The organism is Cyclobacterium amurskyense (assembly GCF_001050135.1).
GTDB lineage: Bacteria > Bacteroidota > Bacteroidia > Cytophagales > Cyclobacteriaceae > Cyclobacterium > Cyclobacterium amurskyense.
The window spans coordinates 2283620-2306263 of sequence record NZ_CP012040.1; the positions used below are offsets into that span (position 1 = coordinate 2283620).

The window sequence follows — 22644 nt, forward strand, 5'->3', positions numbered from 1 at the left end:
GTCTAAGGGCAATTCAACCAAACTATTCACGCGATGAAAATTTGTATTGCACAAACAAGTTCTGAAAAAGGAAACATTCAATTGAACATCCAAAATCACTTGGAATTAATTCTACGTGCCATAAAGCACAATGCTGACTTGATAATTTTCCCTGAACTTTCTATAACCAACTACGAACCTTCCATTGCCAAAAAACTTGCAACAGCTATAGATACCAGCCTTTTCAATCCATTTCAAGAACTAGCGGATAGAAATAAGATTACGATTGGATTAGGCATGCCTACAAAATCTACTGAAGGAATAAACATCAGTATGTTGATTTTTCAGCCCAACCATAAGGGAATTGAGTATTCCAAGCAAATATTACATTCAGACGAATTACTATACTTTGTAAGTGGAAACAAGCAATTTTTTCTAAATATTAAAGGGAAGAAGATTGCGGTTGGGATTTGCTATGAAACCTTACAAAGGGAACATTTTATAAATGCCCACCACCTTGGAGCTGATATTTACATTGCCAGTGTAGCAAAATCTAAAGACGGTATTGAAAAGTCCTACAAGTATTTTTCCAAAACCGCAATTGAATACAAAACCCCAATTTTAATGTCGAATTGCGTTGGCCCTTGCGACAACTTTATTGGTGTGGGACAAAGTGCAGTTTGGAACAACAAAGGTCAAATAATTGGGAAATTAGATGACAAAAATCAAGGGTTATTAATATTCGATACCGTAAATGAAGTAATAGAAATTGAACAAGTATAAATTGAAAAAAAAGGAATTATTTGGTCGATTTTAGAATTAATACCAATTAATTTCGAGATGGGATATTTTGTAGTATTTTATGGCCTAACCTATCGGAAAATTTTAGTCCGAAAAGTTTATTTCATAATCTGGGATAATCGAGTTAGCTTGATTAATACCTGCCAACAATGCCTACATTGAAATTCCCCATAGGGCCGTAGCCTCCTTCAAAAAAGAAACCGAAATTTTTGGCAGGATAAAAACCAACACCGGTCAATAATCCTGCAGCATAATTGAGGTCCTCATTGGTTCGGTAAAGCATATAGTTGACTTGGTCTTCTGGCAGGTGACCATTCGATCTATCAAATTTATCATCTACTGTGTTTAAAGTTACACCTGTATAATACCTAATATATACATCCCACTTTTCGGGCTTAAGATGGACTTGCAATTGATTGCTCAAAAATGAGGTAAGGTGTACGGTAGCTCTTAATCCTATAGGGATGAAATTTTGGTCGTAATATAAAACTTTACTGTCTGACCCCATTACAGATAAAAAGGAGTATTGCCTCTTTTGATAACCAACAAATACTCCTGTACTTATAAATTCCCCAAGGCCATAATCAAAAAACAATTCTTTGTAGAAATCATTGTTGCCTTGTAAATACCTGGTGTTATTTAAGCTAGTCCCAAGGCCAAATATTTTTGTCCCCTTTACTGAATAATTCTCAGCATTATGTTGGGCAATTGCAGTAATTCCGGTGGCTATAAAAAAGGCGGCGGCAAATACTATCCTGTTCATAATCAAATCCTTAAAATGTGATTCCCTTGCCTATTGGATCCAACTTTTGGAGTTTTGTGCTACGGCAATTATTTTGCTTACTGTGACTTAGATATTAATACCAGTTAAAGTTAAACTAAGTCTTAAATAATTCAAAATAAATCTGGAAACGAGTTTTCGTAAATACATCAAAAGGGGGGCTAAGTAAATATAGAGTGTAAAAAACCGATTGTAATTTCGGTTTTGATTTAACCCGGATTATGTAATAGGATTTCTCCGCCCTGACAATGTCAGGGGTGAAGCCTGTCCCGTGTTTACGGGAAGTGTTGCAATCGCAAGAAAATCAGGCTGTTTGGAGATTTTAGCATAGCACCGCTATGGTGAAATTGAAAACAGCAACGAAGTGGCTGATTTTGAAGCGATTTCAGCACGTAATAGATTGTCAATTGCATATTTCGGGTTTAAGAGAATAGGGAGTATCAAATGGTTTTTACCTTATTTTTTTTCCAACGGCTCTTTTTTTATCACCTTGATTTATGCCTTAATAAAAACCTTTCTTCTCTTATACAATCCGATCACTGAATTTTAGGGCAAAAATCGTATATTATCAATTCTTTTTTAAAATAACCAAATCCAAATACGATGAAAAAAATAGTATTATTTGCTGCTTTATTCCTGATCCTGTTTCAGGTAAAGGCAGAATTAGAATTGCCTAAAGTTTTTGCCGACCATATGGTACTGCAAAGAGGCCAGGAAATACCTGTTTGGGGTAAAGCAGATCCTAAACAGTGGGTCAATGTGACCTTTCAGGGCAAAAAATACCGTGTAAAAGCAGATAAAGAAGGACAGTGGATGTTGAAAATGGACGCTTTCCCTAAAGGAGGCCCCTATATTCTTTCCATCAATACAAAAAAAGAATCCAAAGTTTTGGAAAACGTTATGATGGGTGATGTTTGGTTGCTTGGTGGACAATCCAATATGGAGTGGCCATTGATAAAGACAAACAGTGGTGAAGACAGTATCAAGACAGCAAACCATCCTAATATCCGACTTTTTGAAGTGGGAAGAAACCTTAGCTTGGAGGAAATAGAAGAAGTTCCTGAGGCAAAGTGGTCTATTTGTTCTCCTGAGACAGTAGCCAATTTCTCTGCTATCGGTTATTATTTTGCCAGAAGGATTGAAACTGATATGGATGTGGCTGTAGGCCTATTGGACATCAACTGGGGAGGAACCCTTTCTGAAGCATGGACCAGTGCAGATGCCTTATTGACGCATGCTGATTTCAAAGAGAGAGTGACAAAAAACCAAATGGAAGGCCCAAAGGATTTCTCAGATCCTGATTTGAAAAAACCCAATAGCTGGCCAACCAGTTTGTTTTACGGCATGTTGGAGCCAGTGATACCTTTTGCGATTAAAGGAGCCCTATGGTATCAGGGTGAATCCAATGCATCAAGGGCATATCAGTACAGGGAAATTTTTCCATTGATGATTGAAGACTGGAGAGCCCAGTGGGGACAAGGGGATTTTCCTTTTCTATGGGTGCAATTGGCCAATTTTAGACAGCCTAAAGCTGAGCCTGTGGATAGTGACTGGGCAGAACTAAGAGAAGCACAAACCATGACCTTGTCTCTTCCCAATACTGCGCAAGCCGTAATCATAGACAAAGGTGAAGCCAATGACATCCACCCTAGGGACAAATGGACAGTGGCAGAGCGTCTTGCCAAAGGAGCCAAGAAAATTGCTTATGGTATGGATGTAGTTTACAGTGGTCCTACCTATAAATCTATGGAAATTCAAGACGACCAGATTCGTATAAGCTTTGACCATATTGGTTCAGGCTTGGTAATCAATGATAAATATGGTTATGTTAAAGGATTTGCTGTTGCGGGTGCAGACAAAAAGTTTCATTGGGTATCAGGTAAGCAAGATGGAGATCAAATTGTTTTGGAGACCGGAGATATCAAGAACCCTGTAGCCGTAAGATATGGCTGGGCGGACAATCCTGATGACGTTAATGTATACAACAAAGAAGGGCTTCCTGCCAATCCATTCAGAACAGATGATTGGAAAGGCATTACTTATGGTAAAAGATAAGTTAGCTTAATAAAATAAAACCTCTGGATTGCTGCATTATTAAACACAGCAGTCCGGAGGTTTTTTTTATGGTTAAACAGGATTCGAGATAGGGAAGAATGTAATTTAATCAAGCGAACTATAGAGATTTTGTCAGCATTGTTGCAAAATAAAAGGCAACAATACCGCCAAAATCATTTAATATACATTCATTGAACCACGGGCTGCACCCGTGGCTGAGATATTACGCCCATTCTGGGCTGATGAAATTGAAACCTTTAATCTTAATTTAATAGGATTAATTTTTTAACAGTAGACGCTAAAGTGTTAGATGGAATTACGCAATAGGGTTCTTCGTGATTTGATCACATAATGGAAGGTCTACTGCATATTTCGGGGGTAATTACCAAAATTTTATTTTTTCTATGGCAGCGATTAGCCGCTGTATGTCTTCTGGAAAGACGTGACCAATATGGCCTATTCTAAAAGTAGCGGCTTTGGATACCTTACCTGGATATATTACAAAGCCTTCTTCTTTAAGCAAATGGTATAATTTGTTGAAAGAAAAGTCAGGACTTGAAGGCTCATGAAAGGCCGTAATAATGGGTGACTGGTCTTTTTCAGAAAGAAAAGCTTCAATTCCCAAATTTTTCATTCCCCTTACCAACGTTTGGTGGTTACTGACATACCTTTTGTATCTGGCGGAAATGCCCCCTTCTTCTTTTAATTCTTCAAGAGCTTGTAAAAAGGCGCGAACTGTATGGGTAGGAGAGGTGAAACGCCACTTTCCCGGGTCATTTTCCATGGCCTCCCATTGGTCATATAGATCTAGAGAATGGCTTTTTGAATTGCCTTTGCATGCTTCTAGGACCTCTCTTCGAGCAATGATAAAACCAAACCCAGGTACGCCCTGAATGCATTTATTGGCACTACTAATCAGGAAATCGATTTTTGGGGCCTTGATATCAAGTGGGATACCTCCAAAGCTACTCATAGCATCCAGAATAAAGCATTTTTTGTATTTCTCAGCAAGCAAGGCAATGGGCGCATAATCATTAAGCATACCCGTGGTAGTTTCGCTGTGCACCATTCCTATATGGGTAATGTCTGGATTTTGCAAGAGCAGTTCTTCCACTTTTTCAGGACTGGGTTGCAAATGCTCTTCCAGATCTAAAACTTGCAAATCAATGTCCATTAGGGAAACTATCTTAGCCATTCGCTTACCATAGGCACCATTTGAAAGCACCAATATTTTATCTTTTGGTTTTAAGCAGGTCCATAAGACGGCTTCTACTGAAAAGGTACCACTTCCCTGCATTAAAACACTAGTGTAGGAATCCCCTCCATTACTTAATGCAAGTATTGCGCTGCGAATATTTTGTACGATTGATTTGTAGTCTTCATCCCATGTACACCAGTCGCGGTTCATGGCCTCTCTGACCGTTTTACTTGTACTTAAAGGGCCTGGGGTAAGCAGTAGGTAAGGATTATCTGGTATCATATTAAGGTAAATTGCGGTGGATTTTTCAATCAAATATAATCTATCTTGGAATTGATTCTTGTCAAAAAAGCATATTATTGACAAGAAAAATCATCAAACAATATGTGCATAAGAAAAGTACCTTTTTTACCTGGCGCCAGTCAAAAAGGGTTGGCCTTTCTTTTAGTACTTAAAAAGACTAATGCTAAAATACCTGCGAGTGTCAGTGAAATGGTGATCCGATTTAAACCCTGCTTGTTTCCGTAATTGAACAAGGTCTGAAAGATTGTACTTTTGGGAGATCTCCATGTGTACAGGTTCGTTTCTTTCAAAGGCAATTGTTTGACCAGCCACCTGAACGTTTTGCTGAACTTTGCTAATAAGGAAGCTTTTGGTGGTTCCACTTAAGGGGTCGTAACTTGCAAAGTGGTCAAAGTCCTCGGGAATAAAATTTCCCTCCAATTCTCTATTAATACGGTGAAGGAGGTTCAGGTTAAACCTTTTGGTGATTCCTTCAGGATCGTCATAAGCCATTAAAATGGTGTGTGGGTGTTTCTTCAAATCTGCTCCAAGCATGAAAAAATCGCCATCACTTAAATATTGACGAACAAACTGTAGAAATTCTACTGCTTTTTCACCTTCAAAATTGCCGATATTACTTCCCATGAATAGGACTATTTTCGGGTTTTGCCTGGGTTTGATTTTTTCAAGTGTTTGAAAATAATCCCCAGCTATGGGCAATATGTTTAAACCTGGAAACTTTTCCCCAATCACTTTCTTATTAAATTCAAGAATATCAGTAGAAATATCAAGGGGTAAGTAATTTATATTTTTTCCTGCTTTAAGTATTGCTTCAAGGAAAATGGCTGTTTTTGTTCCATCTCCTGCACCCAATTCTACGACATCATAAGTGTTGTTTGGAAGTAGGTCTATTATTTCATGGCTTCTATTGCGTAAGATTTCAGTTTCACATCCCGGCAGATAATAACTATCCATCTGCATGATTTCCTGAAATATTGCCGATCCTTTATCATCATAAAAATACTTTGAAAAAAGTCGCTTGGGTTGTGAATTCAGACCTTTTAGTATGTCTTTTTCGAAAATTGTGTTCTTCATAGTGATTGGGCAAGTCTGATTCCTGAAAAAATCCATTGGGAAGGGGGTGCAAAGAAATTACGGTAAGTTTTTCTGCTATGGTCTTTAGCTGTTGCTACTGATGCTCCTCTAAGCACTTGCTGGTTGACCATAAATTTACCGTTGTATTCTCCCAAAGCACCAGGAGCTTTTTTAAAGCCTGGATAGGGTAGATAGGCACTTGCTGTCCATTCCCAAAGTTGACCCCAGCTAAACTGATCTGCAGCTACTTCCCATTCAAATTCTGTGGGTAACCTCATCCCTTTCCATTCCGCAAAAGCAAAAGCCTCATAAAAACTTACGTGTTGAACAGGTAAATCGGGATTTATCGCTTGTAATCCGTTAAAGGTATAGTTCTGCCACTCACCTTTTACTTTGTGCCAATAAAGAGGCGCTTTTATTTCATTTTTACTGATATAATCCCAGCCATCAGAATGCCAGAGGTTGAAGTCTTTATATCCTCCGGAGGCTATAAATTCCATGTATTCCTGATTGGTAACCAGGATTTTGGAGATGCTATAAGGTTCTAAAAATACCCGGTGCCTTCCAAGTTCATTGTCATAGGAGAATTCGTCACCGGAAAAACCAATTTGCTTTATTCCTTCGGTAACTTCCACCCAACCTGCTTCTTTGGTTTCTGCCTTGGTAGTGAAATCATCTCCATACTTGGGGAAGGTAGGCTGGTTGCCCAGGATGTATTTGATGTCGTAGACCAGAAGTTCCTGATGTTGTTGTTCGTGGTTGATCCCAAGCTCAAGAATTTCCAATATTTCTTTACTTGCATCACCATTTTCAAGTAAGGCTAAAACCGCATCGGTTACGTATTTTCTATAGGCCATGACTTCACTGACAGGGGGCCGGCTCATCAGCCCTCTGTTCGGGCGCAAGACCCTGTCGCCAGCATTGTTATAATAGCTATTGAACAAAAAGGCGAAGTCTTCATCGTATACCGCGTAACTACCCGAGAAAGGGATTAATAAAAACTGTTCAAAAAACCAGGTGCTGTGGGCCAGGTGCCATTTGGGTGGAGATACCTCAGCTATGGGTTGAGGAACATAGTCTTCCACTTGTAATGGGGCGCATATTTTTTCGGTTTGCATCCGACAAGTTTTAAACCTGCCTAAAAGTATTGGGATTGTTAGTGATTGCTGCTTTAATTCCCTTGCCATGAAAACTATTGTTTGTTGGGTTATTGTTTCTAACAAATAAATATAGGGATGGTTTTCACCATCCCTATATTTTCAGCAATTATCGGGCTAATATTCTTATGACTATATATTTCTTAGTCATAAAGTTCTACAATCATCTCTATTTCAACAGAAATATTGGAAGGCAATGAACCCATACCAATGGCTGCTCGGGCATGTTTGCCCTTTTCACCAAATACCTCTACCATCAAATCTGAAAAGCCATTGATGACTTGAGAATGTTGGGTAAACGAAGGATCTGCATTGACCATGCCTTTGGCACGAACAATATTTTTAACCCTGTTTAGGTCACCAATTTCAGCCTTTAAAGAAGAAAGAAGTGAAATACCTGCAAATCTAGCTGCAGCTATGCCTTCTTCCAGACTGATTTCACTGCCCAATTTACCTGTTACCTGAGAACCATCAGGCCTATCAGGTCCGGTACCAGCTAGGTAGACCACATTGCCTAAAGTTTTTGCTTTTAGGTAATTGGCTGTTGGTGGTTTAGGGGTGATAAGCTCGATTCCCAAATCTTTGATTCTTTGTTCAGCATCTACTCCATCTGTTTTTTGCTCTGTAGTTGCTGCTTTTTTATTGGATGAAGGTGGTCCACCACATCCAGCTAAACATAAGAAAGGAACCAACAGTATAAGTGCAAATTTTCTCATTTTATGATTGATTTTTTTAAAAGGATTTTTTTTCAACTTCAAATCAGGTTGCCAATGGAGGTCCACCTGGTACGGAGATCTTTTGTTTTCTTTGTTTGCTCTCCCATCTTTTGGCAGTAAACTGGGCAGTTAAGTATTCACCCATAAATACCTCTCCAGATATTTGGCCATTTTTTAACTTACCTGTAAACATGTAAATGACAGAATCTCCAGGTTTCCTGAAATGACTTCGGACTTTTACCGTGTCACCTTCGATTGTACCATACACATCCTGCTCAGCAAAGTCACTTTGATGCGTTCCGTTTAGCCAGTTGCCATCTTGCTCGAGGATCATGTGATGGGTGCTTTTGCTACTAAAGAAAGCCATTTCTATGTTCCACCTACCAGAAATGTCTGAAGCTGCGGCTGCCATGGAGGTGTCAGGAGAAGGTCTCTTTTTAGATAAAGTATCATGTAGTCGTTTGGCAACAACTTTTGCCTCTCCATCCTGCATTTGGCTAGGGGTAACATTGATTGAGGTCAATCCATCTTTGTTACCACTTCCAACGGCAATTCTTGGTTCTGACCTGCCGAAAAGCTCAGCAACTTCTTCGCCAGTAATATTGAATTGGTTTGGATCCCAACTTACGATTAAGCCCGGAGCTCTATTGTTAAGCCCTTCAGGAATGGTTATTTCGTGTGTTACTCCTTTTATTTTAGTGGCTTTATCCGCTATAAGGTTTAGCCATTCCATCCATCTGTCCCATTCTTTTTCATGGTCTCTGGTAGTCCAAGCTTCAACAGCTGCGAGCATACCAAGCATCTCCTCTTTTCCTACTTTATTGTCTCTACCCGGTCCGTGATGCGGAGAACTTGCCTGCCATGCAGAAAGCATGAGGTCTTTTCTACCTAGTAAAAGTCCGGCACACTGAGGGCCGCACATTGCTTTTCCACCACTGTATGCTACCATGTCCGCTCCACGCTCAAAATGAACTACAGGAATACTAAGGTTTTCAGCCGCAGCATCTACCATAATAGGTATATTTTGCTTTTTTGCTACTTTGGCTATGGCTTCCACCGACATAGGTTGCCCTGTAGAAGAACTTCTATTTGCTAGCAAATAGATCATGGCAGTTTTAGGATTGATGGCTTTTTCCAACTCTTCCATACTGTCAACTTCTACCACCGTAATACCAATGTTCCTTACCGCATGGTCATAAACATTTCTGGAATGTCTAGGGATAATCACTTCTGTTTTATCCAATCCGGATAAGTCAGGAATTCTAAGCAATTTTTCAGGATTACCTCCTGTAACACAAGCTGCAGTACCATGCTTCATTGCGGCCGCACAACCAGCAGTGATAATACCAAACTCAGCTTTGGTGATTTCAGCAAGTCTTTCTCCTATGGCAAATGCCAACTCATCGTATTGCACAAAGTTTTTGGAAGCTGCAGCCATTGCTGCGTGTACTTCCGGTCGTTCGATAGAACCACCTATAATCGTGAATGTACCTCGGCAATTGATGATTGGAACGACTCCAATTGATTTATAAATATCTTCATCAAGGGCAAGTGGTCCCTTGGCAACATTTTTATCCGGTGAAGCCATAAGTGGCGACATGCTCATAAGGCCTCCTCCAACAGGAAGGATGGCCAGGTTTTTCAACATTTCTCTTCTATCCATAACTTTTAGTGGTATTTATCTGCTGCCAAGCCATTAAGGTCATAAACGACCTTCCCGTCTTTTATGGTCAGCTCTGTTTCTAATTTATATTTACCTTTAATTTTCTTTTTACCTGCATCAATAAATCCATAGTCTCCTTGAAGTAACCGCAATAGTGTTAGATCGGCCACCGCACCTACACTTAGATGACCGAGGTCTTCTCTGTGTATGGCCTGAGCAGTTTTCCAGGAAGCTTTTTCGATAACCTCTTCCACGTTCATGCCAATATTGATGAATTTGGACATGACATTCAACATGTTCTTCATTCCGCTATTCATGCTAAAGCGGTGGAGGTCTGTACCAAAAGAATTGGGAACCAAACCCTGTTGGTAAGCTGGAATGGCTTGACTAAACCAAAAACCTGCACCACCGTGGCCTACATCGAAATTAATTCCTCTCTCATAAGCTGCTTTTACAAATGGGTGTAATCTGCCTTCTTCATCTATGATGGGTAATCTTTCGTCTATTTCTTCAAAGCTATGGGTAATGATGTCACCCGGGCGCATTTTGTTCAGTTGATCAGCCAATGAATATTCCGGCAGGTGACATTCCACCAATAAAGGCTTGCCGGCTTTTCCCGATGCCTTAAGTGCATTGTCGAAAGGAAGCCAGTCTGTGCCTGTATAATGCCCAATTTTAATCCCGACCAGGATATCTGGGTATTGTTTTAATGTTTCGTAGGCTTTTTCGGGATCCATGTCGGAGAGGTTTTCCTGTGTGGGGTTTCCACTCATTCCCGTTCCGGAGATATTTAAAAATGCCAGCACTCGTGTCTGTGAGGCATCTATTACATTCGTTTTGAAAGTCTCGAAATTTCGCCATCCTGAAGTACCCGCATCTACTACTGTAGTAACGCCTGAACGAAAGGTGAAGTCGTCAGGTGAAACACTGTAAAAGCCGTCTGCAAAAGTCTTGTTTTTGCTTCCTACAAATACATGGGTATGCGGGTCAATTAATCCAGGGCTGAGGATCATTCCTGAAGCCTGAATTACCTTTTTCGCCCCATTTTCCGGTAGAATTTTAGAGACTGCTGCTATTTTCCCGTCTGCTATACCCACATCCATGGTGTCACGGATTTTGTTTTTTGCATCTACAAGATAGGCTCCTTTAATGATAAAATCGTAATTCTGGCCAATTGCTTGCAGATTGTAAGCGACACAAAAGCATATAATGAGAATAAACTTCATGTTAATCGATTACTATTTAAATTCCGATTCCCAATAGGGAGCACTCAATCCGTTCAAGTCCCAAACAATCCTACCTGCGCGGATAGTCATTTCGGTTTCCAATCGTTTGTCACCATCGATTTTTGTCCTTCTAATGTCTAAGAAGCCAAAATCTCCTTCTCTTAGCGTAAAAATAGCTATATCTGCCTCAGCTCCTACATCGAGGTTTCCGAGATCTTTTCTATTGATAACCTGTGCGGGGTTCCACGTTGCTCTAAGCACTACCTCTTCCATGCTCAATCCCATGCTCATGAATTTTGAAAGCAAATTGGCCATGTCTTTAAAACCACTGTTCATGCTTTGGCTATGCAGGTCAGAGCTTATCACATTGGGTAAGAACCCCTGTTGGATGGCTGGAATTGCTTGCCGAAAGGAGAATGCTCCCCCTCCATGACCTACGTCGAAGTTGATGCCTCTTTTTTGAGCTTCAAAAACGAAAGGTTTGACTTTTAGATCCTCATCGACGATGGTCTCTCTATTGTTAGGGCCATAGGAAAAGGTGTGGGTGAAAATATCACCAGGCCTTAGGTGTTCCATAAATAATGATTCGATTGAATTTGGTGGTTGGTGTTCACCAAAGTCTACCATAACCGGGACTTCTGCCAATTTACCCGCTTCAACAGCCAGGTCTACCTGAGTGAAGTCTCCCCAATAATGGGCAGATTTTATGCCTACTAAAATATCCGGAAACATTTTTGAGATCATATTGGCGGTCATGGTTGGATTCATGTCTGTGACATCCTGCTCTTCCAACCTTCCATACATCCCGGTACCTACTATATTTAGTAGAGCCAAAACCCTTGTTTGGGATTGGTCTATGGTTTGCTTTTTAAACTGACGGAAATTTCTCCATCCTGAAGAGCCTGCATCTACCACGGTAGTGACTCCCGCTCTGAATGTAAACCCATCAGGAGGTAAGCTGGTCAATGCATTGGCAATATAAGAATCTGTGTCCGCACCATTGAAAACATGTACGTGCATGTCTATCAGCCCAGGGGTTACATAATAACCTTTAAGGTCGATGGTCTTTTTTGCGGTCTTTTCAGGAATATTTTTGGCAACTTTAATAATCTGCTTACCAGAGATAGCGATGTCCATGGTTTCACTGATCCCGTTTTTAGGGTCTATTACATGGCCTCCTTTTAGCAATAGGTCAATGTTTTGTGCGTTACCGGTCAAACAAATAAGTAAGAAGGACAAGGTAAAGAAGGCAAATGTTTTATCGAGTAATTTAGGAAAAGACATGGGGAGTGAATGAGAGGTTTTCAACTATTTCACGCAGGAAGAATGGGTTTACCCTCAAAAGAGCATCGGAAATATTGCAAAAAAAATTGTTTAAACAAAGTCATATTTTATTAAAATTTCATCTATGTAAATAAACGCTTTTTATTCAAGATAAAAATTTACAAATTAACGGCTCATTTAATTTTACCCAAAACCAAAAACAATGGAGCCAGGCAACAAAACCAGTAAAAATAATATTTTTCAAAACATTTGGTTGTGGATGTTGGGGATTGGACCGGGGATTTTCTGTATTGGCTATACCATAGGTACCGGTAGTGTAACTTCAATGGCTAAAGCAGGCAGTGAGTTTGGAATGCAATTATTATGGGTTTTGGTTTTGAGTTGTGTATTTGCCTGGGTCTTGATGGAAGCCTATGGAAGGTATGCCGTGGTCACAGGGCAGACATCCATTTATAGTTTCAAGACCAAATTAAAGGGAGGGAAATTGATTTCCTTTCTGGTTGTTGGAGGAATTATACTTGCTCAATGGAATTCCTTGTCGGGGATCTTAGGTCTTAGTGCCAATGCGATCTATGAACTTTTCCTTTTGTTTTTTCCGGGTTTGGAAGGAGGGAGTTCCTACTGGATTATATTGGGGATTGCCATCATTCTAATCCTGATCATGTATGGCTTTTTATGGGTAGGCCAATATTCGTTTTTTGAGAAGGTCCTGGTAGTGTTTGTAACGATCATGGGAGTCTCTTTTATTATTTCCATGTTTGTGGTATTGCCTGATCCAGGGCAAATGGTCAAAGGATTAATTCCTAGTGTTCCTCAGGTAGCTGGAGGGAAATTATTGGTGGCCGCATTTGTTGGTACCACCATGGCAGCACCTACTTTCGTGGTACGACCTTTATTGATGAAAGGAAAAGGATGGGGACCGACCAATACCAAGGATCAGTCTAGAGATGCATTGACTGGGGCTATTTTAATGTTGATTATCAACCTGTCAATTATGGCAGCAGCTACAGGAGCATTACATGCAGAGGGAAAGACCATAGACAAGGTGATGGACATGGTGTATCTACTGGAACCTGTTGCTGGTAAGTTTGCGGTAGCTTTATTTATGACTGGGGCTTTAAGTGCTGGATTATCCTCCATTTTCCCAATTCTAATGGTAGCCCCACTACTTGTTGCAGATTATAAAGAAGGGGAGTTGGATACAGGATCCGTTCGTTTCAAGGTTTTGACAGGAGTAGCATGCTTGGTAGGATTGACAGTGCCAATTTTAGGTGCCAATCCAATATTTGCTCAGATTTTAACACAGGTGGCTGCCGTGTTCGTATTGCCATTGGTCATTGCTTGTATAACGTATTTGGTCAATCAAAAATCCTTAATGGGGGATCAGAAAGCAGGCTTCTTTTTGAATATTGGCTTGTTAGCAGCATTTGTTTTCGCTTGTGTTATTTCTTACACCGGAGCAGTGGCACTGCTTGAGTTGTTGTAAAAAGCTGATGGATCTTGGGTGAATAGGTGGTAATATTCAAGCCAAGGCCTAACGGGAGTCAAGGTCTATGGATACTTGATTTACTGAATCATTCAAAACCCAATTCCATTCTATATAGGGTGACATAGTTTTCTTCGACATCAAATAGATCGGGGTTTTTCAATGCGATTATTTCATTGCTTTTGTTGACGATATTGGGGTAGTACACCCCATTAGGAAAATTGACCTTGCTGTCCAGCACATTGTAATCTTTATCCAAGATGACGGCATAAAAGGTATCTTTCTTTTCCATCTCCATTTTGGTTTGATTGGGGAAATTTGCCTTTATATCCTTTTGTTCCTGATCTGTCAGACCCTTTCTGTAGACAATAACCGTATAATCATCCATAAATAGGATGTCATTGATATTTCCTGGGCGTTTACCAGCGTTAATGTCAAAAAATTGATCGCTATTTTTCATCTCTACGCTCTGGTATTTGTTCATTCCTGTGATTTGTAAATCAATGGCTTTTTCGAAAGTAATCCCATCATCATTTTCCTTGTATAGATAAACAAAGGGATCAAACCATGTTGATACCAACCAGTCATTCCCTTTATTTTTGATTACGGGAACATATATGCCATGATTCATGCCGTCCTTAAAAACGCTTTGCTCAGGTATTTTTAAATATGGTTTTGTCTCACCAGTTTTTGAATTGTGCTTTTCAAGTAGCGACTTACTGTAATAGTTTTTATAGAACTGTTCTCCCATTCCATCTATGAAGTCTTCATCTATAAGTGGTTTGATATAATACATCTCTTCTCCACTTTGCTTTATTAAAGGTAGGTGAGGTGGGAAAAACAAATAGTTATGTGGATAGGGAATTTTTGCCTCAGGAATGATGCTTGAGTCTGGGTTGAGTTTTACAAAACCTTTTTCCATGTCATAAATAATTATGGCTCCATTAAGAAATCCTACGCTTCCAGGATTTGAAAGTGCATTTGGCCCTTCTTCAGGAATAGTAAAATGGGAAGTAATGGCTCCTTTACCATTTACCTGAAAAATCTGGCGTATTCCAATTCCTGCATTTGACAAAAGGTAATGGTCTGATAGTGGATCATAGCCCTTAAGATGTAAGGGGTCTAAGTTTTCAATATTGATCGAGTCCCTAACTGCGATGGAAAATTTTCTTTGAGCTGTATTCTCTTTTGGGGGATTGCAGCTTAGACCTAGTCCTAGAGCGATAAAGAATACTCCGCTATTTACAATGGTATATAATCTTTTCATTTTGGCTTTTCCATTACAGATTGTTGATAAAAAATAGATTGCGATTTTAACAGGTGTTTTCAACTAAGAATGTAATGTATTTATAAATAATGTGGGATAAAAGTAAATTGGATGAATTTAAATCTTGCATTTATTGAGCAGATGCATGGTTCACCTGTTGAGGTCCCTGAGCCTGTCGAAGGGTGTCGAAGGGGCCGCTCAAAACTCATACTAAGCCTCGGAATGACGATTCTTTTATGTATATGTCATTGCGAACCCTTTATTGTGGAGGTGCTGCGTAGAGAAAGGGTGCGGCAATCTTATCACGTTGGAGATTCCTTCGAACTCTTATGCTCAAAAGCCCCGCAAAGCCTACTGATGACAGATTTTAATATTATCCGGTAAGGGGCCACTGGCATTAGCGAAAAGCGGTTTCAATGTTGAACTTACTGAAAGCTAATGCCCTACAAATGCCAACTCACTTACACCCTGGGTCGCACCTCCTGCGTCGGCTTACCCAGGGCTACAAAGATTGCACCCCACTGGGGTGCGGCATTGGATATTGTCATCTGGATTGCTGCATTTCGAAAATGTTAAGCCTCGGAATGATGGTTTTGTTTGGGCCGATTATTTTGAAATTTTAGCCCTTATGTCAGCTACTTCATCTTTTGAGACGGCCGAGGCCTTGTTATCAAAGTTTTGTCTGATAAAGGTCAATACTTCTGAAATCTGCTCATCGCTTAAAAACTGATGGGCTGGCATTACATTATCGTACAATTCTCCATTGACTTCGATTTCCCCATCAAGTCCCTGAAGAACGATATTGATAAGTTTGTCTTTGTTTCCCGTTACCCAATCCGTTTGTCTTAGGCCTGGGATTCTTCCAGTAGCGCCATTTCCATCTCTTTGGTGACAAGGGGAGCAATAAGTATTGTATACTTTTTTACCTTCCGGGAGTTGACCTTTGTCTTGATTGTCTTCTTCAGGGTGTGGGTTGCGAATATTGGCGACAAGTTTTTGCTCTTCCATTTTAGCTAATTCAGCCTCTCCAAATGAAGCTTTGTCTCCTTTATATAGAATCCTCCAGATTTTACCTTTCCTGGAGTCTGATACATACAATGAACCGTCCGGTCCTTGAGCTAGTCCCATGGGCCTGAATTCCGCATCACTGGTATTTACAATAAGTTCTTTACCTGCGAAACCATTGGCAAAAACCTCCCACTCCCCACTTGCTTGTCCATTTTTAAATGGTACAAAAGCTACGAAATACCCTGATTGTTGATAAGGTGATCTATTGGTAGAACCATGAAAAGCGATAAAAGCCCCATTTTTATACCGATCAGGAAATTGATCTCCTGTGTAAAATAATAGGTCATTGGGTGCCCAGTGTCCGGGAAATCCCATAACGGGATCGTCCATATCTGCACAGCGACCAATAATTTCACCATCACCGCCATATTCAGGTGCGAGTACCTTTTTGCCCTTGATCTGATCGTAATAACAATAAGGCCAGCCATAATCTCCACCTTCTTCGACACGAATAAATTCCTCCGAAGGAAGAACCGCACTTTCCCAAGGGCTAAAAGTCTCTGGGTACAATAAGTGGAGGTTGTCTCTTCCGTGCATGACCAGGTAGAGGTTTTTGTCCTCCTTATTATAATCCATGGCTACTACACTTCTAATTCCTGTAGCGTACAATTCCCCATCTTTTTGGGTCATGTTTAATTTATCCATTTTAAATCGCCATACCCCGCCATGCTCGATCAATTCAGGACAAGGATCTAAGCCTGTTGACCCTGGTATTCCTCCAGGTTTGTTAGCCATATCCTGACAGGCATTGGAGGGACTTCCGAAAGGCACATACATGTATCCTTCTTCGTCAAAAGACATGGGTTTAGTAATGTGCCAGTGGATTCCATGTTCATGGTCATCTGTAAGGATTATTTCCATTGGGCTGTCGGGCACCAATTTGTCTGGAACAAGTTTATTTCTATACACTACCCTAGCAGCACTATAATATAGATAGCCGTCGTGGATCCGCATACCATTGGCGAGACTTCCTTCATCTTTATAATCTCCAAAATGAGTTACAATATCTGCCTTTCCATCTCCCGTGGTATCTCTAAGTGCGACGTTGCTACCTTTGCCTTTAGCATAACTTAGTTTAACATATATATCGCCATTGTTATTTACTGCTAAGTGACGGGCCTTGCCAATACTATCCACTACAACAAGGGCACCAAAACCACCGGGCAAAATCAATCCGTCATTATTAGGGTCAGTTTCGGGTAATTCTAAAGGTGTCGTACAAGAAATGAGTTGAAAGCAAAAAAAAGAAATAAAAATAAAAATTGTTATGAGTGGTTGATTGGAGTTTTTCATGGTCTTACGTGAAAATTTCACGATAATTAATAAAATTCTAAGATTTAAACAATATAATTTCCAGAAAGATAGGACTGGATAGAAATTATTGCAATTTTCATAAAATAATACAAACAAAAAATAAAAGCTTTCAGCCAAAATAAAAGAATGAGAAAAATGAGACTAAATTCATTTAATTTTGATTGTTGGGCATTTACATAGCTAAAATATTTATTTTATTTATTGAGGGTAGTTAAAATTTTTACTTTTTATCAGGTGTTATATTTAAATTAAATTATTTCAAAGGTAACTGAGTTGTTTGGAAAATATATTTTTCCTTATATTAGCGTTATAACCGCCCAATGTTAACGATAACCTTCCTCGAATTTCATAGTAATTTGAATGATTCTTAGTTTTTAAGACTAAAATTTCCATCGAAAAACTGTGAGTTTATGAAAGGTATTTGTTAATTGGGTTTTTAATTTTGTCTCGGATTATTCCGAAGGGTATTGCTGGTTATCAGCGATTTTCAAGTAAAATTAAACCATTGGAAAAATTCCAATAGTCATTTAATTAAATTTGTTCATTTTCTTATGAAAAAAAGATTACTCGTGTTTTTTCTGGCCTTGTTTACGATACAAGCAATGGCACAGAATCGAACCATCACAGGTACTGTGACGGACGCAGACGCTGATGCCCCATTGCCGGGAGTCAGTATATTGGTAAAAGGAACCAATACAGGTACTATCACTGACATTGATGGTAATTATAGTGTAGATGTTTCCAGTTCATCTGCCGTTTTAGTTTTTTCCTATTTAGGATATGGAAAGATTGAAAGAGCGGTTGGGAACAATAGTGAGTTAAATGTAGCTCTAGAGGCAGAAGAATCTGCTCTATCAGAGGTAGTAGTTACTGCTTTTGGTCTTGAGAGAGAAAAGAAAGCATTGACTTATACTGTTCAGGATGTAAGTACTGAAGAAATTACTCAAGCGAGAGAATTGAACGTAATGAATTCTCTTTCAGGTAAAGTAGCTGGTCTATCCATTAACCGTTCTGGTAGTGGTGTAGGTGGATCTACTAGGGTTGTATTGAGAGGTAACCGATCCATTAGTGGAGATAGTCAGCCTCTTTATATAGTTGATGGTGTTCCTGCTAAAGGAATTGAGACCCTTAACCCTGATGATATTGCTAGTATCAACGTATTGAAAGGTCCAAACGCGGCCGCTCTTTATGGTAGCCGTGCAAATAACGGTGCGATCGTTGTAACTACAAAAAGAGGATCAGCTGATGGTTTCAAAGTAAGTTTGAATACTTCTTACATGTTTGATAATCCATTGATATTGACAAATTATCAAAATGTATATGGTCAAGGAAGTAATGGTAATTATTCTCCAACTTCAGAATTTTCTTGGGGTCCTAAAATGGATGGATCTTCAGTTGCTTTCTGGTCTCCAGATCCAAATAGCAACATAGACTCTTATGAATTTTCTCCTCAGCCTAACAATATCAAGGACTTCTACCAAACTGGTCATAACTTAGCTACTACTTTAGCTATTAGTGGAGGAAATGAGAAAAACCAAACGTATTTCTCTTATACTTATACTGATGCTGCTGGTGTTGTACCTAACAATGAGTTGGGAAGACATAGTATTAACTTAAGGATCACAAATAAATTGACTGATAAATTGACTTTAGATTCTAAAATCAACTATATCCGTCAAGATATCAACAATCAACTTGCTCAGGGTGAAAATTATGCCAATCCTACAAGACACATTGTAAGATTGCCAAGAAACATCAGAACTGAAGATATCTCTAATTTTGAATATATTGATGCTTCTGGTGCTGCTAAGCAAAATTACTTCAATCCAGGATCCAATGGTGGAGCCAATCCTTATTGGCCATTGAACAGAAATCTTAGCAAGGATACTTTTGACAGAATCATTGCTTTTACTTCAGCTAATTATGAGATTTCTGAAGGTTTTACTGTAATGGCTAGAGCATCTTTAGACCGTACTTTCGGTGTAAGTGAAGAAAAACTTTACAATGATACTTATATCATTGCACAGAACGGTAGGTTCTCAGTAGGTCAATCAGAAAGCATGGAAATCAACACTGATTTCTTGATTTCTTATGAGAAAACTTTGAGTCAAGATTGGTATTTCAATATCAATGCTGGTGGTAACTCAAGAATCAATAGAAATTCCAGTTTGAATTCTAATACTGGTCAGAACATGATTGTTCCTAATTTCTTTGCTTTGAGCAATACTCAGCAAGTGGTTTCTTCCTATGGTGTAGGTAGTCCTAAAGATGTTAATTCACTTTACGGATTTGGTCAGTTAGCATGGAAAAATGCAATCTTCTTGGATATTACCGCAAGAAATGACTGGTCTTCTACATTGCCAAGAGCTAACTGGTCTTTCTTCTACCCATCTGTGGGTATCAATGCCGTTATCTCTGATTTAGTTGAATTCCCTTCTTGGTTTACTTTTGCTAAAGCAAGAGGTTCATTTGCTGAAGTGGGTAATGATACGAATCCTTACCAATTACAAAGAACTGCTGCTTTTGGAGCAGGTGGATTGGGTGGTTATGTATCTTTAAGTACGCAATTGCCTAATGCAAACTTGCTTCCAGAAAGCACAAGATCTATTGAATTAGGTACTGACTTGCGATTCTTGGATAACCGTTTGGGAGTAGATTTCACTTACTACAAAACCAACTCTTTCAATCAGTTGTTTACTGTTGCCTTGCCAGTAGGTTCTGGAGCATCTAGCTTCTTTACCAATGGTGGTGACGTTCAAAATGAAGGAATTGAAGTAGTGCTTAACATTACTCCAATGAGGAGAGCTGATTTCAACTGGAATATTACAAGTAACTTCGCAAGAAATATTTCAATGGTTAATGAAATCAATGACGAAAGACCAAGTATCGTTGTCGGAAGTGATTTCTTAAGAGAATTCAGAGTTGAAGAAGGTGAATTGTTTGGAGAAGTTTACTCTAGAGGGTATTTAAGAAATGAAGATGGTGCTGTTATCATTGGCGAGAATGGTGTTCCAAGAACAACTCCAGGTAAAACTGTAAGGGTTGCCAATTACAATCCTGTATGGACTGGTGGTATCCAAAACTCATTCAAGTATAAAAACTTCACTGCGAACTTTACAATTGATTTCAGACAAGGTGGTAGTATTGCTTCTTTCACAAATGCAGTTACTTTTGCAGACGGTGTGACTGAAGAAACACTTTATGGTAGAGATGGTGGTTTGATCTTCGGTGACAACTTCATGTCTCATGAAACTGCTGTAATGGAACTTGAAGATGGAACTTATGCGCCTAATACTATCGAAACAACTGCTGAGCTGTTTTGGGTAAATATGGGTGGTAGAAATGCTCCTATTGGTGAAGTGTTTTCTGTATCTGCTACAAACATCAGAATGAGAGAAGCTGTAATTGGGTATGCTATTCCTGCTAGTAAATTGGAGGGATTGCCTTTGAGTTCAGTTAGTATTTCTTTCGTAGCAAGAAACTTATTCTTCTTCCTAAACGAAGCTGGAAATATTGATCCGGATGTAACCGTTGGAACATCTGCTTCGGCTCAAGGATTTGATTCCTTCGCTCCGCCGACTGCCAGATCTTTTGGTTTTAATCTTAATTTAGGATTTTAAAAAATTTGAAGATGATAAAAATTTCTAAAATAGCAATGGGTTTATCCGTTGCAGCACTATCGCTTGGTGCTTGTACGGAAAACTTTGAAGAGTTAAACACCCGACCAGATGCACTTGTTGCAGACAACTTAGATATTGGTCTTTTGGGTAACGCATTTGCGAATGCACAGGCTCGTGCGATGTACCTTGCTCCCGGAGGAGGAACATCAGGTTTTCAGATTGCACAAAGTTTATTCGGTGACTTGTACTCTCAGTACTTTGCCACTACTCAGGTAAACTTTGACTCTGATCGTCATACACAAGTAGGTGGATGGTCAAACAGTGCTTGGAATTATTACTATGGACAAGCTGCTCCTGTTATTCAGTTTGTTGAAGAGTTTACTGAAGCAAATGAACTTCCTGTTGAAAATGCCATCATTAAAGTATGGAAAGTAGCTGGATACCATAGAATTACTGATTATTGGGGTCCAATTATCTATTCTAATTTCGGTAATGGTGAAACCAGTGTTGCTTATGATACTCAGGAAGAAATTTATAAAGATTTCTTTGTAACATTAGATGAGGCTGTAGCAGTATTGAAACAAAATACTGGTAAAAGTGCCTTTGTTGGTCATGACCAAATATATGGTGGTTCTGTTGACAAGTGGTTGACATTTGCCAATACTCTTAGGTTGAGACTTGCGATGAGAGTTAGGTTTGTAGAACCTGCTTTGGCAAAATCTGAAGCTGAGAAGGCTGTAGCTGACGGCGTAATGGAAACTAACGCAGATGGTGCTCAAATTCAAACTACTGTTAACTCAAGAAACCCTTATTGGATCATTACCAACTGGGGTGAGTACAGAATGAGTGCTTTGATGGAAAGTGTAATGGTAGGATATGATGATCCAAGAACTGGTGTGTTCTTCAGCGAAACTGTTAATTATCAAAACACTGGAGAGGGTATGCCTCACAAAGGATTAAGAAACGGACTTTCTAGAGAAGAATTAGGTACACCAAATCTTAACGATCTACATTCTGATATGGGAACAATTTTCCTAAATGAAGGTAGAGGAGGAAGTGCTGCTGGGGAACCTTGGAGAGTATTGAGTGCTGCAGAAGCTCAGTTTTTATTAGCTGAAGGAGCTGTTGAAGGATGGGCTATGGGCGGTACAGCTCAAGAGTTCTATGAAAAAGGAATTACCCTTTCTTTAACTGAGCCTAGAATTGCTGCTGATGCTGGTACTATAGCTGCTTATATCAATAGTAATAATACGCCAAGTGACGTAAGCTACTCGTTCAAACCTGAGTGGAATATTGCTGCGAGTTCAAATATTCCAGTAGCGTTTATGACTGGTGGAACTAAAGAACAGCAATTGGAGCAGATTGGAACCCAGAAATGGATTGCTATCTATCCTGATGGTTGGGAAGCGTGGGCTGAGTTGAGAAGAACCAACTACCCTAAGCCTTATCCTCGTTTGAACTCTGACAATGAGTTCGTCCCTGCAGATGTTGTAATGCCTAGACTAGTCTTCGTTCAGGGTGAATATTCAAATAACAGTGAAGCTGTTTTGGCTGCTGAAAAATTTCCTGAATTAGTAGGAGGAAACTTGAATAGCACTAAGCTTTGGTGGGATGCAAAATCAGATGATTAAGTAAAATTTAATATAGAAGTA

15 protein-coding genes are annotated in these 22644 nt (G+C 39.5%); 5 read left to right on the forward strand and 10 right to left on the reverse strand.

Annotation, left to right across the window (positions count from 1 at the left end):
* The first annotated feature begins 33 nt into the window (after positions 1-33).
* Positions 34-762 (forward strand): carbon-nitrogen hydrolase family protein, encoded by a 729-nt coding sequence (locus tag CA2015_RS09435; RefSeq protein ID WP_048641677.1) that lies wholly within the window; start codon positions 34-36, stop codon positions 760-762.
* A 151-nt stretch (positions 763-913) separates the two neighbouring features.
* Here CA2015_RS09435 and CA2015_RS09440 read toward each other — a convergent pair whose 3' ends face one another.
* Positions 914-1543, reverse strand: coding sequence for a hypothetical protein (locus CA2015_RS09440; protein WP_048641678.1), 630 nt, complete (start codon positions 1541-1543; stop codon positions 914-916).
* A 621-nt stretch (positions 1544-2164) separates the two neighbouring features.
* Here CA2015_RS09440 and CA2015_RS09445 point away from each other — a divergent pair.
* Entirely contained in the window at positions 2165-3616 is a 1452-nt protein-coding gene (locus tag CA2015_RS09445; protein ID WP_048641679.1) for a sialate O-acetylesterase, read from the forward strand.
* Between the two features lie 382 nt (positions 3617-3998).
* Here CA2015_RS09445 and phnW read toward each other — a convergent pair whose 3' ends face one another.
* The 7 genes from phnW to CA2015_RS09480 form a co-directional block, all read right to left on the reverse strand.
* Positions 3999-5096: a 2-aminoethylphosphonate--pyruvate transaminase gene (gene phnW / locus CA2015_RS09450; RefSeq protein WP_048641680.1), complete on the reverse strand. Its 1098-nt coding sequence runs from the start codon at positions 5094-5096 to the stop codon at positions 3999-4001.
* A 162-nt stretch (positions 5097-5258) separates the two neighbouring features.
* Positions 5259-6191, reverse strand: coding sequence for an L-histidine N(alpha)-methyltransferase (gene egtD / locus CA2015_RS09455; protein ID WP_048641681.1), 933 nt, complete (start codon positions 6189-6191; stop codon positions 5259-5261).
* Positions 6188-7378: an ergothioneine biosynthesis protein EgtB gene (egtB, locus tag CA2015_RS09460; protein ID WP_084011711.1), complete on the reverse strand. Its 1191-nt coding sequence runs from the start codon at positions 7376-7378 to the stop codon at positions 6188-6190. The genes egtD and egtB overlap by 4 nt, the downstream gene beginning before the upstream one ends.
* A 113-nt stretch (positions 7379-7491) precedes the next feature.
* Positions 7492-8064, reverse strand: coding sequence for a RidA family protein (locus CA2015_RS09465; RefSeq protein WP_048644453.1), 573 nt, complete (start codon positions 8062-8064; stop codon positions 7492-7494).
* A 43-nt stretch (positions 8065-8107) separates the two neighbouring features.
* A complete protein-coding gene (locus CA2015_RS09470; RefSeq protein ID WP_048641683.1) occupies positions 8108-9727 on the reverse strand; it encodes an aminotransferase class V-fold PLP-dependent enzyme in 1620 nt (539 codons plus the stop codon).
* A 5-nt stretch (positions 9728-9732) separates the two neighbouring features.
* Entirely contained in the window at positions 9733-10953 is a 1221-nt protein-coding gene (locus tag CA2015_RS09475) for an amidohydrolase/deacetylase family metallohydrolase (RefSeq protein WP_048641684.1), read from the reverse strand.
* A 12-nt stretch (positions 10954-10965) separates the two neighbouring features.
* Complete coding sequence (locus CA2015_RS09480; protein ID WP_048641685.1) at positions 10966-12237, reverse strand: amidohydrolase/deacetylase family metallohydrolase; 1272 nt, start codon at positions 12235-12237, stop codon at positions 10966-10968.
* 202 nt (positions 12238-12439) lie between these two features.
* On the opposite strand from CA2015_RS09480, the gene CA2015_RS09485 reads away from it, so the two are divergent.
* Positions 12440-13723, forward strand: coding sequence for an Nramp family divalent metal transporter (locus CA2015_RS09485; protein WP_048641686.1), 1284 nt, complete (start codon positions 12440-12442; stop codon positions 13721-13723).
* 88 nt (positions 13724-13811) lie between these two features.
* Here CA2015_RS09485 and CA2015_RS09490 read toward each other — a convergent pair whose 3' ends face one another.
* Together CA2015_RS09490 and CA2015_RS09495 are read right to left on the reverse strand one after the other, a co-directional pair.
* Positions 13812-14990, reverse strand: coding sequence for a hypothetical protein (locus tag CA2015_RS09490; protein ID WP_157470401.1), 1179 nt, complete (start codon positions 14988-14990; stop codon positions 13812-13814).
* Between the two features lie 606 nt (positions 14991-15596).
* A complete protein-coding gene (locus CA2015_RS09495) occupies positions 15597-17351 on the reverse strand; it encodes a PQQ-dependent sugar dehydrogenase (protein WP_048641688.1) in 1755 nt (584 codons plus the stop codon).
* 572 nt (positions 17352-17923) lie between these two features.
* Here CA2015_RS09495 and CA2015_RS09500 point away from each other — a divergent pair.
* The gene (locus CA2015_RS09500; protein WP_048644454.1) at positions 17924-20992 is read left to right on the forward strand and encodes a SusC/RagA family TonB-linked outer membrane protein; all 3069 of its coding nucleotides are present in this window, start codon (positions 17924-17926) and stop codon (positions 20990-20992) included.
* Between the two features lie 11 nt (positions 20993-21003).
* Positions 21004-22623, forward strand: coding sequence for a SusD/RagB family nutrient-binding outer membrane lipoprotein (locus tag CA2015_RS09505; RefSeq protein WP_048641689.1), 1620 nt, complete (start codon positions 21004-21006; stop codon positions 22621-22623).
* Positions 22624-22644: the final 21 nt, after the last annotated feature.